Genomic DNA, 13,460 nt, shown 5'->3' on the forward strand with positions numbered 1-13,460 from the left:
TGAATCTCCTAGATTTTTGGGAACACGGCCATTGCCGTGTTTGGAAATAGTGGCCGTCTGAAACGGATTTCAGAACGGGATTTGAGAAAAGGGGCATAACGCCCCTCTTCTGTGTACCGAATTATTCGGCAGCAGCTTCTTGGGCAGCGGCTACAGTTTCTTGCAGCGCTTGGTTTTTGCCTTCCAAAACTGCGTCAGCGATGCCGCGGCAGTACAGGCGGATGGCTTTAGCGGAGTCATCGTTACCAGGGATAACGTATTTCACGCCGTCAGGGCTGTTGTTGGTATCGACTACGGCGATAACAGGGATGCCCAATTTTTCAGCCTCAACCAGAGTACCTTTTTGGTAGCCGGTATCGATAACGAAAATCGCGTCAGGCAGGCCTTTCATGTTTTTGATACCGCCCAAAGAACGTTCCAGTTTTTCAACGTCGCGTTGCATTTCCAGAATTTCTTTTTTGTTGAAACCGCCTTCAGCAGCGTTTTCCAGGGCAGCAGTTTTTTCTTCCAGGCGTTTGATGGATTGCTTAACGGTTTTGTAGTTAGTCAGCATACCACCCAACCAGCGGTAATCAACGAAAGGCATACCGGCACGGGTAGCTTCTTCGCGGATGATGTCGCGGGCTTGGCGTTTGGTACCTACGAACAATACTGTACCTTTGTTGGCAACCAGACGACGTACGGCTTCTTGCGCCTCTTGGAACATCGGCAGGGTTTTTTCCAAGTTTACGATATGGATTTTGTTGCGCGCACCGAAAATGTATTGAGCCATTTTCGGGTTCCAGAAACGGGTTTGGTGACCGAAGTGAACACCGGCTTCAATCATCTGACGCATAGTAATTTGAGACATGTTATTTCCTTGAAAGGGTTAAAGAGCACACATTCAATCGCATAGAACTTGATAGGCGGCGCCTATTGTCAAGCACCCTTCGGCGAAAGTGGGCATAAGTTTTAAAAAATAAAAGAGTGTTTCCGAAATGGAAAACTTATGGATTATAGCGGATAAGAGGCCGTCTGAAAAGGGATTTTATACCTTTCCGTCCTGTTTTTCATCCGTCTGTACCGCCTTTTGGCGAGCCGCTTCAAACTCCGCCTGCTCCTGCCGTTTCATCAGGCGGTTGCGGTGACGGATGGTCACGATGAAGACCGTGAACACAGTGGGCAACACTGCCCAAAAAACCAAATAAATCAACGCGCGCGCAATACTCGGCTGCGCGGCGGAAAACATCACGGCAACAAAAAGATAGCCGATGGCGACAATGTGCCACATCGTGTGCGTCCTGTTTGAATGTTAACAAAATCGTTATAATCGCAACATTCTACCTCAATCCCGAAAGGCCGTCTGAAAATGAGGAACCCCGAAAAATCAGCATTACGCAAACAGTTCCGCCGCGCACGCGCCCAAATGAGCGCAGACGAGCGAAACGCCGCCACCGAAACCATCAACCGCCTGCTCAAGCCCTACATCAAAAAAGGACGGAAAATCGGCGTGTATTGGCCGATGGGCAAGGAATTGCGATTGGACGGCTTTGTCCGTGCCGCACAAAAACGCGGCGCAAAACTCTACCTGCCCTATATCGAACCGAACACACGGCGGATGTGGTTCACCCCCTACCCTGCCGACGGTACCAAACAAGAACGCAAACGCGGCCGCGCCAAATTGCATGTCCCCCAATTCACCGGCAAAAAAATCCGTGTCCACCAACTCAGCCTGCTGCTGGTCCCCATCGTCGGCATCGACAAACGCGGCTACCGCCTCGGACAAGCCGGCGGCTATTACGACGCCACCCTCTCCGCCACGAAATACCGCCTGCAAACCCAAACCCTGGGCGTAGGCTTCGGCTGCCAACTGACCGACACACTGCCGACCGAACCCCACGACATCCCCCTAAACGGCTTTGTCTCCGAGCTTGGCGTATTGAAATTCAGACGGCCTTAAGCATGACAATCATAGTAGCTTAGAGGTTATCCCATCTCAAAATCATCAATTTATTAACAATACATATGCAGATAAATAATCTTTTCAAATTAACTTTACATTATAAAAAATTAAATTTATGTATATGAAATGATTGTTGTTCCTGTGCAGCTTAATCAAATTTAAGAGCAACACCTTCTCATAATGAGAAGGTTAGAGCTTTGCTTTTCCATCATAAGATTTAATAAACAAGGCCTTCTAAACATTTTTAGGTTATTTTCAATCTTGCTCCCACAGGCTTATCTACTCATGCCATAGAATTGTGATTGATCCAACTGCCTTTGCAGCACTTCATATTCAAACTTCTGTTCCGTTTGTCGAATGTTTTTAATACTCTCTTCAATCGATGTGGACCCAGCACTATTTACATCCATAGTAGCCTTTATCAAAATAGGAGTAAGTTCGCCGATTAAATAGTGTCCATCCTTAATATTGAACAGTAGTTCTGCATTCCCTTTACCCATTGTTTTAGAATACCCCAAAGCAGCTAAAGACATTGCAGCATTATTCATTGCCTCCTCATTCTTCGTTGGAAGGCCATGTTTTTCATGATATTCACCAAGTCGCTCTTTAATAGAATGGAAAAGTTTTTGTGCTGGCAGGGGCAAATCTTCAATTCTTGACAAATTCCCTTCGGAAACTGCCATCCGCTCCATCTCAAAATCCCAGCGGTTCTGCGACATTTTGTTCCAATCTCTATCTATGTTCTCCCTTGTCTTTTGGTACATCTCCATTATCGACAAACCACTGCCAGACATATTTTTTTTCGGCTCCTCCAAACGGATGCCCAAATCGCCGTTTTTGAAGTTTTCGATTTTCAGACCGTTAACATCCAAAGTCCCCGTTTTTTTATTCCAGTCGTAAACTGTATTGCCGTCTCGGAAAATCGTACGGTCGTGTTCGGACAAATCGCGCACACCACCGTGCAACCTACGCCCGTCCAAAAACACTTCTCCTTTACCGTCTTCATCACGGATAATATCGTATCTGTCGGCGCGGTAGGTGTCGTAACCTCTGCCCCCGTACAGCCCGTCTTTGCCCTCATTACCAGCCAAAAGGTCATTGCCGTCCCCACCTTCAAGCTTATCGTCCCCACTGCCGCCCAGCATCCTGTCGTGCGATTTTGTCCCCGTCATCACATCATTACCCGCATCGCCGTACATAGACGCACCACCGTTCAGTCGGGTAGTCGGTTTGCCGTGCAGCAGGCTTTGACGATCGACCGCGCCGTTTGCATTGACGCTGTTGCCTCTACTATCGCCGAAAGTATCGTAATTTGCCATATGCTTGACGAAACCGACCATGTCGCTTTTCCTTAACCCTGCCTCGGCAAAATCTTTTTCAAAAGCGGTACGGCGGTGCATAAAGAAGAGAATGTCGTTTTCGTAGTAAGACAACCTAACCGACCCGTTCGTACTCGGATACATCCCGTACATATTTTCACGAGCAAGCAAATCTTTGACCTGCTCATAACTTTTACCTTTGACTTGAGAATAAAGACCACCGCTGATATGGGTGCTGTATGCTCTGCCGTTGCGCCGCTCTTCGTAAGCGACCATACGCGCCTCGTTGTAAATCGCTTCAGCTTCTCCGTAGCCTCGGGCTTGGGCGTAGGATTTGGCAGTAAGGTAGTAATCAACCGATTTGGCTTGATTTTTACCTAATGCATGTCCAACTTCGTGGGCTAAAATTCGGGCAGTGATGTATTGAGAATTTGGCTCAAAATAGATATTCCCTTTTTTAGGGCTGTAATATGCACCTGAGCCTTTATTAGGAATTTCAAGAAAACTTTTCCCTTTCCCCCTAAACTCATTGATTTGCGCAACCAATTCTTCATCAGCTTTTATCCTGTCCAACTCCGTCATGGTAGAATTAGGCATTCTTTTATTATGAAAACCAAGTTTCTTTAATTCAGCTTCTGCCTGTTGATTTAATATTATATTTGCCATAGAAACTCCTTAATTCATCGGACTCATTTCAAGATTGCTATAAAAAGAAAGAGCCAAAATAGCACCAGTACCTGAATTTGTAGCAATTATCTCCCTACCATTTTCTCTCCAATAATAATGAAACCGTTCTTTAATTGAATCACTTTCTTTTCTATCCACAAAGATCGTGTCCGTATAATAGGAATCTGGCATTTCATCCTCTTTAGGAACAGGAAGAAAAGCAGGAAAGTTATTCTCAGGAAAAATACTTCCTTTTTTTTCTCGATATTTTTTTGTCATTGATATATATATATTTGTTTTATAAGAAGTATGTTCAATAACAACATACATTCCAATTGGTGACTCTATATCTAAATACTTTGGCATCTCAGGGTAGCTGTCTGTTACTGGAATTTTCCATATTTCTTTCAATTCTTCAGCATGCATCACATACAGACAGTCATCTTTAAATGCTGTTTCGTACATTTGTTTAATCAAATCATCACGACTTTCCACTTTATGCAACATTCTACGGCAGCGATTTCGTACCTGTTCCATCGTAGTTTCTTTCTTTACAGTTTGAGTATTTGGGGAATTTTCTTTATTCCTGCTACTTACTTGTTGAGTGCAGGAACTCAATAAAAAAACAGTTAATACGGCAGTTGCCGACAGTTTCATGCATAGTCTCCTTTTTTAGTCTGTATATTCAAATAAATTTCTTCTGAGAAGTTTAGACAACTTTGATTTCTATTGCGCATCTTTAAACCCGCGCTTCAAATGCACCATCAGTAATGCGACGGCGGCAGGCGTTACGCCGGAGATGCGGCTAGCTTGGCCGACGGTTTCGGGTTTGTGCTGGTTGAGCTTTTGCTGCACTTCGGCCGACAAACCTTTGACTTTGCTGTAATCGATATCTTCGGGCAGCTTTAAGGTTTCGATGTCGCGGCGGCTGTCGATTTCTTCGTTTTGACGGTCGATATAGCCTTGGTATTTGACTTGGATTTCGACTTGTTCGACCACGCTGTCGGCAAGCGCAGTTTCAGGTTGTGCGTCGGGCAGAGTCATCAGCGCGGCGTAGTCGAGGTTCGGGCGGCGCAGGAGGTCGTGCAGGTTGGCTTCGCGACTGAGTTTTTGGCCGAATACGCGCAGCTGCTCTTCTTCGGCGAGTTTTTGCGGCGTGTACCACGTTGTTTTCAAACGTTGGATTTCGCGTTCGATGGCTTCGCGTTTTTCGTTGAACATGCGCCATTGTTCTTCACCCACCAAGCCGATTTTGTAGCCGTCTTCGGTCAGGCGCATGTCGGCGTTGTCTTCCCTAAGTTGCAGGCGGTATTCGGCGCGGCTGGTGAACATGCGGTAAGGTTCGTTCACGCCTTTGGTGATGAGGTCGTCCACCAATACGCCGAGATAGGCTTGTTCGCGGCGCAGCAGGAGTGGGTCTTGTTCGCGGATGTATTGCACGGCGTTTGCGCCTGCGAGCAGGCCTTGTGCGGCGGCTTCTTCGTAGCCGGTCGTGCCGTTGATTTGTCCGGCGAAGAAGAGGCCTTGGATGGTTTTGGTTTCGAGGCTGGCTTTGAGGTTGCGCGGATCGAAATAGTCGTATTCGATGGCGTAGCCGGGGCGCAGGATATGGGCGTTTTCGAGGCCTTTCATGCTGCGTACGAGGGCGATTTGTATGTCAAACGGCAGGCTGGTGGAGATACCGTTAGGATAGTATTCGTGCGTGGTCAGGCCTTCGGGTTCGAGGAAAATCTGGTGGCTGTCTTTGTCGGCGAAGCGGTTGATTTTATCTTCGATAGACGGACAATAACGCGGGCCGACGCCTTCGATTTTGCCGGTAAACATCGGGCTGCGGTCGAAGCCTGAGCGGATGATGTCGTGGGTTTGCGTGTTGGTATGCGTAATCCAGCAGGACACTTGGCTCGGGTGCATATCGGCGCTGCCGCGTACGGACATTACAGGAACGGGTGTGTCGCCGGGCTGTTCGGTCAGTTGGGAGAAATCAATCGTGCGTCCGTCAATACGCGGCGGCGTGCCGGTTTTCAGACGGCCTTGCGGCAGGTTCAATTCGCGCAAACGACCGCCCAAGGATTTGGCGGCTGGGTCACCGGCGCGGCCGCCTTCGTAGTTTTCCAAACCGATATGGATTTTGCCGGACAAAAACGTGCCGGCGGTCAACACGACGGCGCGTGCTTTAAACTCCACGCCCATCGCGGTAACCACGCCGCTGATGCGTTCGCCGTCGAGTGTTACGTCTTCGACGGCTTGTTGGAAAAGGTCGAGGTTTTCTTGGTTTTCCAACATTTCGCGGATGGCGGCTTTATATAGGATACGGTCAGCCTGCGCACGCGTGGCTCGCACTGCCGCACCTTTGCTGGCGTTCAAGCGGCGGAACTGGATTCCGGATTTGTCGGTGGCCAACGCCATTGCGCCGCCCAATGCGTCGAGTTCGCGTACAAGATGGCCTTTGCCGATACCGCCGATGGAGGGGTTGCACGACATTTGGCCGAGGGTTTCGATGTTGTGTGAGAGCAGCAGGGTTTGCGCACCCATGCGTGCGGCGGCAAGCGCGGCTTCGGTACCGGCATGGCCGCCACCGACGACAATCACGTCGTAGGTTTTGGGGTAAATCATGTAAGTCATGTTTATGTGTTCTGTAAAGGTTTCAGACGGCCTTTTGTTGATCAGGCCGTCTGAAAAGTGGAATCAAATCTTAAAAAGCCAAGCTTAGAAGGTATAGCCTGTTTCCAATTCGTCATCGCCGACCAATTCGACCAGCAATGCATAAAGCGGCGCCAAATCGTTGTAACGGCGGGATACGCGGCGCAAATAGTTCAAGAAGCGCGGGATTTCAGGACGGTATTTGTCTTTGCCGTCGCGGTAGTACAGGCGGGCAAAAATACCGGCCACTTTCAAATGGCGTTGTACGCCCATCCATTCAAACCAGCGGTAGAACTCGTCAAACTCGGCAGGCACAGGCAGCTGGGCCGCGCGTGCTTTTTCCCAGTAACGGATGACCAAGTCCAATACAAATTCTTCTTCCCATTCGATAAACGCATCGCGCAGCAGCGACACCAAATCATAGGAAATCGGACCGTAAAGCGCGTCTTGGAAGTCCAACACGCCCGGACGGCCTTTTGCCAGCATCAGATTGCGGACAATAAAGTCGCGGTGGACATACACTTTAGGCTGAGCCAACAGGGGCGGCAGCAGCATATCGACAGTTTGCTGCCACAACTGGCGTTGTTTGAAGGTCAACTCGCGGCCCAATTCTTTGGCCACAAACCATTCGGGGAATAAATTAATCTCGCGCAGCATGACTTCGCGGTCGTATTCCGGCAATTTGCCGGGTTGGCTGGCTTTTTGCAGCTCGATCAGTTCGTCGATGGCTTCGAGCAGCAGGGCTTTGTGGGCGGTTTCGCTGTTTTCCTGATTCATGGCGGTCAGGAATGTGGTATTGCCCAAATCGTTCAACACCATAAAGCCCAACACTTCATCCACATGAAGCACTTGCGGCACATTGACCATGTTAAACAGTTTTTGCACTTTCAAATAAGGCGCAACACTCATCTTCTCAGGAGGTGCATCCATACAGATAACGGTCTGGCCGTCTGAAAACGTCGCACGGAAATAACGGCGGAAGTCGGCATCGGCTGCCGCAAAGCTCAATTCGAACGGCTGGTTCGGGTAAATAGACTCCAGCCAGTTTTGTAATTCGGTTTGTCGTTGCATAGCGGTATCGCAGAATTTCAGGTTACAATAACCGCTATTCTAACTGGCAAACCGATTTAAGGGGCGATTTTGGCTCGTTTATTTTCACTCAAACCCTTGGTACTCGCCTTAATTATGGGCTTTGGCGCAACAGCCGTGCGCGCGGAAGATGCTTCTGTTCCGCAGGCGGAAGACTATACCCCTGCCCACACCGCCGCACCCAAACCGGCAAAAACCAGCCAAAGCGAAGCCGATCCGCTTTCTTTGGGCAGCACTTGCCTGTTTTGCGACCACGAAGATACCAAGCCGGCCGAAACTGCCGAAATCAAACGCAGCGGCGAGCCTGCCCTGCCTGCCGATTACACCCGCGTCAATGCCGATAAAATAGAAGGTCAGACCCAAGTCGGCGTCCGTGCCGAAGGCGACGTTATTGTCGAGCGCAATGCCGATGTTCTCAATGCCGATTGGGCGCAATACGACCAAGCCACCGATACCGTTACCGCCGGCGACCGCTTTACCCTGTATCAAAACGGTTCGACCGTATCCGGCGACCAATTGGTTTACAACCTCAAAGACCAAACCGGTTCCGGCACTGCCGTGCGCCTCAATACCGAGCAAGGCGGCCGCCGCCTTCAAAGTGTCAGCGAAAAAGCCGAACTCAAAGGCAAAGGCCTCTACAAGCTCATCAATACCAAATTCAACACCTGTTCGCCCGGCGATGCCAGCTGGTATATCCAAGCGCAAAGCATTGAAGCCGATGAATCGACAGGTATCGGCGTGGCCAAACACGCTTCGCTGGTATTCGGCGGCGTACCCGTCCTCTATACGCCTTGGGCGGACTTCCCCATCAACGGCAACCGCAAAAGCGGCCTGCTCGTTCCGACCATTGCCACGGGTTCAGACGGCCTTGAGCTGAGCCTGCCCTACTACTTCAACCTTGCCCCAAATTTGGATGCCACCATCCGCCCGGGCATTATCAGTAAACGCGGCGTGCAATTGGGCGGCCAAGTCCGTTATTTGCAACCGAATTACAGCGGCGAAGTCGATGGCGACTGGATGCCCAACGACCAAAAAAGCGTCCACAACAACCGCTACCAGTTCAAATGGAAACACCAGCAGCAGCTGAACAGCAAAATCAGCGGCGGCATCAACTACAACCAAGTTTCCGACGACGATTACTACCGCGACTTCTACGGCCGCGAAGACATCGCGCGCAACGTCAACCTTGACCGTCAGGCATGGCTCAATTACAGCGACAAACTGTTGGACGGCAGCTTCGACGGCTCGTTGCGCGTACAAAAATATCAAACGCTTGCCAACCAAGACGGTTATAAAGACGAGCCTTATGCCATCATGCCCCGTCTGACCGGCCGTTGGCAAAGCCATCTCGGCAAAGCGCAACTCAACGTGTTCGGCCAATTCACCCGTTTTGACCACGATACCAAGCAAGACGGCAGCCGCGTGGTGCTCTACCCGAGCGTAAAATGGGACTTCCACAACCAATGGGGCTACATCCGGCCTAAAGTCGGCGTACACGCCACATATTACAGCCTCAACAGCTTCAACGGCCAAAGCAGCCGCAATGTCAGCCGCGTCCTGCCGATCATCAACGTCGACAGCGGCCTGACTTTCGAGCGCAGGGCCCGTCTATTCGGCGGAGAATACCTGCAAACGCTCGAACCGCGCCTGTTTTACAACTACATTCCGACCAAGTCCCAAAACGACCTGCCCAATTTCGACAGCTCCGAAAACAGCTTTACCTATTCGCAGCTGTTCCGCGAAAACCTGTATTCCGGCAACGACCGTATCAATTCGGCCAACAGCCTGACGCTGGCCACACAAAGCCGTATCCTCAACCCCAACACCGGCGCGGAACTCTTCCGTGCAGGTATCGGCCAGAAGTTTTATTTCAAAAAAGACAACGTCCTGCCTGACGGCAACGTCAGCAATTATCCGCGCAGCCAATCTGACTGGGTAGCCTTTGCACACGGCAGCATTACCCCGAGCATCCGCATCGACTTGGACATCCACTACAACCAAAACCAAAGCCGTGCCGAAAGCTACGCCGCAGGGATTGCCTACAACCCCGAACCCGGCAAAGTCTTAAGCGCGCGCTACAAATACGGACGCAACGAGCGCATCTATCTGCAAGCCAACGGCGACTATTTCTACGACAAACTCAGCCAAGTCGACCTTGTCGCCCAATGGCCGTTGAGCAAAAACCTGTACGCCGTCGCCCGTTACAACTACGAAATAGAAGCCAAAAAACCGCTGGAAATGCTCATCGGTGCAGAATACAAAAGCAACTGCGGCTGCTGGAGCGCGAGCTTGGTCGGCCAACGCTATGTTACCGGCGAAAACAGCCACAAAAACGCCGTATTCTTCAACCTCCAACTCAAAGACTTGAGCAATATCGGCAACAACCCATTCGAAAAACTCCGCTTAGCCATTCCCGGTTACAGCAAAACCAACGAGGTAGTCAAACAATGAACTTCAAACCCCTGATTCTCGTCGCCGCACTCACTCTCGCAGTAGGCGCACACGCCGCCCCTAAAGCCAAAGCAGGCAAAGCGCGCGCAGCCAAAGCCCCTGCCGTCAGCGCCACCGCCATGCCCGCCGTACAAAGCGGCGTACATCTTTCAGACGGCATTGCCGCGGTTGTCGACAACGAAGTCATTACCCACCGCCAAGTAGAACAAGCCGTAGCACAAGCACGTCAAACCATGCCGAAAGGCACACAAATGGACGCCAACGAGCTGCGCCAACAGGTTCTGGCACAAATGATCAACCAATCCCTAATCCTCCAAGCCGGCAAACGCCGCAACATCCAAGCGACCGATAGCGAAATCGAAGCCGTCATCGCGCACAACCCCAACATCAAAAATCCGTCTGCCGCCGTCCGTCAAGACATCGCCGACAGCATTATTGTTGAAAAAGTGCGCCAACAGGCCATCATGCAAAACAGCCGCGTCAGCGACTCCGAAGTGGCACGCTACATCGAGCAGGCCAAACAACAAGGCATCACCCTGCCCGAAGCCGACCCCGTGCGCCAATATCATGCCCAACACATCCTCATTAAAGCCGACAACGACAATGCCGCCGTCGGCGCAGAAAGCACCATCCGCAAAATCTACTCACAAGCCCGCAGCGGCGCAGATTTCGGCGGTTTGGCACGCCAATACTCGCAAGACAGCAGCGCCGGCAACGGCGGCGATTTGGGCTGGTTTGCCGATGGCATGATGGTTGCTCCATTTGAAGAAGCCGTCCACAAACTCAAACCCGGCCAAATTAGCGCCCCTGTCCGCACCCAATTCGGCTGGCACATCATCAAGCTGAACGACGTCCGCGAAGCAGGTACGCCTGAAGAGCGCCAACAAAACGCCGTCCGCCAATACCTGTCCCAACAAAAAGCGCAACAGGCGACCACCAACCTCCTGCGCGAACTGCACAGTAGCTCCTACGTTGACGTACGCTAATCGCGCGTATTGTTAAAAAGGCAGAAATCCGTACAATAAGGCCGTCTGAAAACCATTGTTCAGACGGCCTTTTCCCTTAAGCAACCATTGATTAAAGCACCCCATCATGTCCATCCGTCCCGACTGGCAAGCCGCCACCCTGCTGCAAGCCGAAGAAACCGCCCTTACTTCCGCCCACACCGGCCGCACCTACCGCATTCAAGCCGCGGCACTCGGCGAGCGTCCGACAGGCGGCTATCCCGTACTGTATATTCTTGACGGGGATGCCTTTTTCCCTGCCATCCTCAATATGGCGCAATCCCTGCTCATCAACCCCATCACCAAAAGCCATGCCGCCTGTCTGATTGTCGGCATCGGTTACACCGGCGGCACCATCCGCGACTTAAGCCAACGCGCCCTCGACTACACGCCGCCGCTGCCCGACAACGCGCCCGAATCCGAACGCAAACAATACGGCCAAGCCGACCGCTTCAGCCGCTTTATCGACGACGAACTCTCCGCCCTGCTCGACAGCAAATACCGCATCGATACCCAAAACCAAGCCGTCTTCGGCCATTCGTTCGGCGCCTTGTACGGCCTCTATTCCCTGTTCACCCGCCCCGAACGATTCCGCCATTATTTGCTGGTGTCACCGTCTATCTGGTGGCAAGACCGCCGCGTACTCGATTGGCTGCCCGACACTTTGCCACAAGGAATCGGCATCCGCCTTGGCGCAGGCGAACATGAAGGCAGAAACAACCGCCCCGACCAAACCAGCAGCGGCATGGTTGCACAAGCCAAAATTCTTGCCGGCACTTTGCACCACCTCGGCGCGGATGTCCACTTTACCCTCTACCCCAACGCCAATCACGGCAACGCCCCGTTTTACGCCCTGACCGACTGCATCGAATATTTGCGCAACGTATGGCAGCGTTAAAGCAGGTTTGCCAAACATTGAGGCTGTCTGAAACGCAAACACCAAAGCGTATTGAACTTATTGGGTCAATTTAAAACCACTAAAGTCCAATCAAAAAAGGCCGTCTGAAATCTACTGTTCAGACGGTCTTTGATATACGGTTTGCCAATCAGCCATTATCCCTGCTTTTTCCATTCCAAAGCCAAATCATACAGCGCCTTTTTATTCTCGCCGGTAATCTTAGCGGCAAGCTCGGCGGCTTGTTTGGTCGGCAACTCGACCGCAAGGATTTTCATGGTATTTTGCGCCGCCTCGGGCAAATCGCTGTGCTTTTCTTTCACCGCAGGGTGCAACACCAGCACCATCTCGCCACGCGTTTGGTTGCTGTCGTTTTTGAGGGCGACTTGGATTTCGGCAACCGTGCCGCTGAGAAAGGTTTCAAACGTTTTGGTGATTTCGCGTGCCAAAGTCAAACGGCGTTCGGGGAACTGCGCGGCCATATCCGCAAGGCTTGATTCGATACGGTGCGGCGTTTCAAACATCACAATCGGAAAATCGGCTTCCGCCCATTTGGCCAACAGCTTTTGGCGTTCGCCGGCCTTAGGCGGCAGGAAACCGTTGAAGTAAAAATCGGATTCCGTCACACCGGCCACGCTCAACGCCCCCATGACCGCACTTGCACCGACCACAGGCACCACTTTAAATCCGGCTTCGCGCACGCGGGCGGCAAGTTTCGCACCGGGATCGCAAACAGCAGGCGTACCCGCATCCGAAACTTGGGCGACGCTCAGGCCGTCTGAAAGATGGGCGATGATTTTGTCGGCCATTTGCTGCTCGTTGTGTTCGCGCACGCTCACGAGTTTGCCCTGAATGCCGTACGCACTCAAAAGCTGGGCGGTAACGCGGGTATCCTCGGCGCAGATAACATCGGCCTTTTGCAGCACGGCCAGCGCGCGCAGCGTTATGTCGGCTAAATTGCCGATGGGCGTGGCGACAACGTATAATGTCTGTTTTTCGATGCTGTCGACGGCTTTTTGCAGATGTTTTGTGTACATAGATTCAAGGCCGTCTGAAACGGCGTCTCTTTAAAAACAATGATTATATAACGGGTAAACTTTTCATGCGCTTAAACCACAAACAGGGGGCGGCGGCCGAAGATGCGGCGCTGGCATTCCTGCTGGGCAAAGGCTACTCGCTGCTGGCGCGGAACTGGCATTGCGCCTACGGCGAAATCGATTTAATCGTCAAAAACGGCAGTACGATTGTGTTTGTTGAAGTAAAATACCGCAAAAACCGAGGTTTCGGTGGTGCCGCATACAGCATCTCGCCGTCCAAATTATTGAAATTGCAACGAAGTGTAGAGTATTATCTGCAAAAGCACGGGTTAAACCATGCGCCCTGCCGCCTGGACGCGGTATTGATTGAGGGCGACGGCCCGCCCGAATGGATTCAAAATATTACAGGTTAACCTC

The 13,460-nt window shown here is 51.4% G+C and carries 12 protein-coding genes; 5 read left to right on the forward strand and 7 right to left on the reverse strand.

Going from position 1 to position 13,460, the window contains the following annotated elements:
• Positions 1-121: 121 nt before the first annotated feature.
• Both rpsB and ACTHTK_RS09445 read right to left on the reverse strand, forming a co-directional pair.
• Positions 122-850, reverse strand: a complete 729-nt coding sequence (gene rpsB, locus ACTHTK_RS09440) for a 30S ribosomal protein S2 (protein WP_002230071.1) — start codon at positions 848-850, stop codon at positions 122-124.
• Between the two features lie 177 nt (positions 851-1,027).
• The gene (locus ACTHTK_RS09445; protein ID WP_440378573.1) at positions 1,028-1,270 is read right to left on the reverse strand and encodes a hypothetical protein; all 243 of its coding nucleotides are present in this window, start codon (positions 1,268-1,270) and stop codon (positions 1,028-1,030) included.
• Between the two features lie 78 nt (positions 1,271-1,348).
• Between ACTHTK_RS09445 and ACTHTK_RS09450 the strand changes: the two genes are divergently transcribed.
• Entirely contained in the window at positions 1,349-1,939 is a 591-nt protein-coding gene (locus tag ACTHTK_RS09450; RefSeq protein ID WP_107724183.1) for a 5-formyltetrahydrofolate cyclo-ligase, read from the forward strand.
• A gap of 278 nt (positions 1,940-2,217) precedes the next feature.
• Here ACTHTK_RS09450 and ACTHTK_RS09455 read toward each other — a convergent pair whose 3' ends face one another.
• The 4 genes from ACTHTK_RS09455 to amgK all read right to left on the reverse strand — a co-directional run bounded on the left by ACTHTK_RS09455 (position 2,218) and on the right by amgK (position 7,638).
• Positions 2,218-3,927: a calcium-binding protein gene (locus ACTHTK_RS09455; protein WP_440378574.1), complete on the reverse strand. Its 1,710-nt coding sequence runs from the start codon at positions 3,925-3,927 to the stop codon at positions 2,218-2,220.
• 9 nt (positions 3,928-3,936) lie between these two features.
• A complete protein-coding gene (locus ACTHTK_RS09460) occupies positions 3,937-4,584 on the reverse strand; it encodes a hypothetical protein (protein ID WP_107724184.1) in 648 nt (215 codons plus the stop codon).
• A gap of 69 nt (positions 4,585-4,653) precedes the next feature.
• Positions 4,654-6,549 carry a tRNA uridine-5-carboxymethylaminomethyl(34) synthesis enzyme MnmG gene (gene mnmG / locus ACTHTK_RS09465; protein WP_107724185.1) on the reverse strand — a complete coding sequence of 632 codons (1,896 nt, stop codon included), beginning with the start codon at positions 6,547-6,549 and terminating at the stop codon, positions 4,654-4,656.
• An 84-nt stretch (positions 6,550-6,633) separates the two neighbouring features.
• Complete coding sequence (gene amgK, locus ACTHTK_RS09470) at positions 6,634-7,638, reverse strand: N-acetylmuramate/N-acetylglucosamine kinase AmgK (protein WP_107724186.1); 1,005 nt, start codon at positions 7,636-7,638, stop codon at positions 6,634-6,636.
• Positions 7,639-7,707: 69 nt separating this feature from the next.
• On the opposite strand from amgK, the gene ACTHTK_RS09475 reads away from it, so the two are divergent.
• From ACTHTK_RS09475 to ACTHTK_RS09485, 3 genes are all read left to right on the forward strand, one after another.
• On the forward strand, positions 7,708-10,107 hold the full coding sequence (locus tag ACTHTK_RS09475) for an LPS-assembly protein LptD (protein ID WP_440378575.1): 2,400 nt from the start codon (positions 7,708-7,710) through the stop codon (positions 10,105-10,107).
• The gene (locus ACTHTK_RS09480; protein ID WP_036493692.1) at positions 10,104-11,093 is read left to right on the forward strand and encodes a peptidylprolyl isomerase; all 990 of its coding nucleotides are present in this window, start codon (positions 10,104-10,106) and stop codon (positions 11,091-11,093) included. The genes ACTHTK_RS09475 and ACTHTK_RS09480 overlap by 4 nt, the downstream gene beginning before the upstream one ends.
• 106 nt (positions 11,094-11,199) lie before the next feature.
• Positions 11,200-12,009, forward strand: coding sequence for an alpha/beta hydrolase (locus tag ACTHTK_RS09485; protein ID WP_440378576.1), 810 nt, complete (start codon positions 11,200-11,202; stop codon positions 12,007-12,009).
• Between the two features lie 155 nt (positions 12,010-12,164).
• Here the strand turns inward: ACTHTK_RS09485 and rsmI are convergent, their stop codons facing one another.
• Positions 12,165-13,043, reverse strand: a complete 879-nt coding sequence (gene rsmI, locus ACTHTK_RS09490; protein WP_107724190.1) for a 16S rRNA (cytidine(1402)-2'-O)-methyltransferase — start codon at positions 13,041-13,043, stop codon at positions 12,165-12,167.
• Between the two features lie 65 nt (positions 13,044-13,108).
• Here rsmI and ACTHTK_RS09495 point away from each other — a divergent pair, with 65 nt between their 5' ends.
• Positions 13,109-13,456 (forward strand): YraN family protein, encoded by a 348-nt coding sequence (locus ACTHTK_RS09495; protein ID WP_107724191.1) that lies wholly within the window; start codon positions 13,109-13,111, stop codon positions 13,454-13,456.
• The last annotated feature ends 4 nt before the right edge of the window (positions 13,457-13,460 follow it).

Source organism: Neisseria sp. P0006.S009, assembly GCF_051962915.1.
GTDB lineage: Bacteria > Pseudomonadota > Gammaproteobacteria > Burkholderiales > Neisseriaceae > Neisseria > Neisseria subflava_E.

What these genes read in the sequence shown, in the direction of transcription:
- rpsB (WP_002230071.1), bottom strand. Translation starts at nt 850, where the DNA reads ATGTCTCAAATTACTATGCGTCAGATGATTGAAGCCGGTGTTCACTTC.
- ACTHTK_RS09445 (WP_440378573.1), bottom strand. Translation starts at nt 1,270, where the DNA reads ATGTGGCACATTGTCGCCATCGGCTATCTTTTTGTTGCCGTGATGTTT.
- ACTHTK_RS09450 (WP_107724183.1), top strand. Translation starts at nt 1,349, where the DNA reads ATGAGGAACCCCGAAAAATCAGCATTACGCAAACAGTTCCGCCGCGCA.
- ACTHTK_RS09455 (WP_440378574.1), bottom strand. Translation starts at nt 3,927, where the DNA reads ATGGCAAATATAATATTAAATCAACAGGCAGAAGCTGAATTAAAGAAA.
- ACTHTK_RS09460 (WP_107724184.1), bottom strand. Translation starts at nt 4,584, where the DNA reads ATGAAACTGTCGGCAACTGCCGTATTAACTGTTTTTTTATTGAGTTCC.
- mnmG (WP_107724185.1), bottom strand. Translation starts at nt 6,549, where the DNA reads ATGACTTACATGATTTACCCCAAAACCTACGACGTGATTGTCGTCGGT.
- amgK (WP_107724186.1), bottom strand. Translation starts at nt 7,638, where the DNA reads ATGCAACGACAAACCGAATTACAAAACTGGCTGGAGTCTATTTACCCG.
- ACTHTK_RS09480 (WP_036493692.1), top strand. Translation starts at nt 10,104, where the DNA reads ATGAACTTCAAACCCCTGATTCTCGTCGCCGCACTCACTCTCGCAGTA.
- ACTHTK_RS09485 (WP_440378576.1), top strand. Translation starts at nt 11,200, where the DNA reads ATGTCCATCCGTCCCGACTGGCAAGCCGCCACCCTGCTGCAAGCCGAA.
- rsmI (WP_107724190.1), bottom strand. Translation starts at nt 13,043, where the DNA reads ATGTACACAAAACATCTGCAAAAAGCCGTCGACAGCATCGAAAAACAG.
- ACTHTK_RS09495 (WP_107724191.1), top strand. Translation starts at nt 13,109, where the DNA reads ATGCGCTTAAACCACAAACAGGGGGCGGCGGCCGAAGATGCGGCGCTG.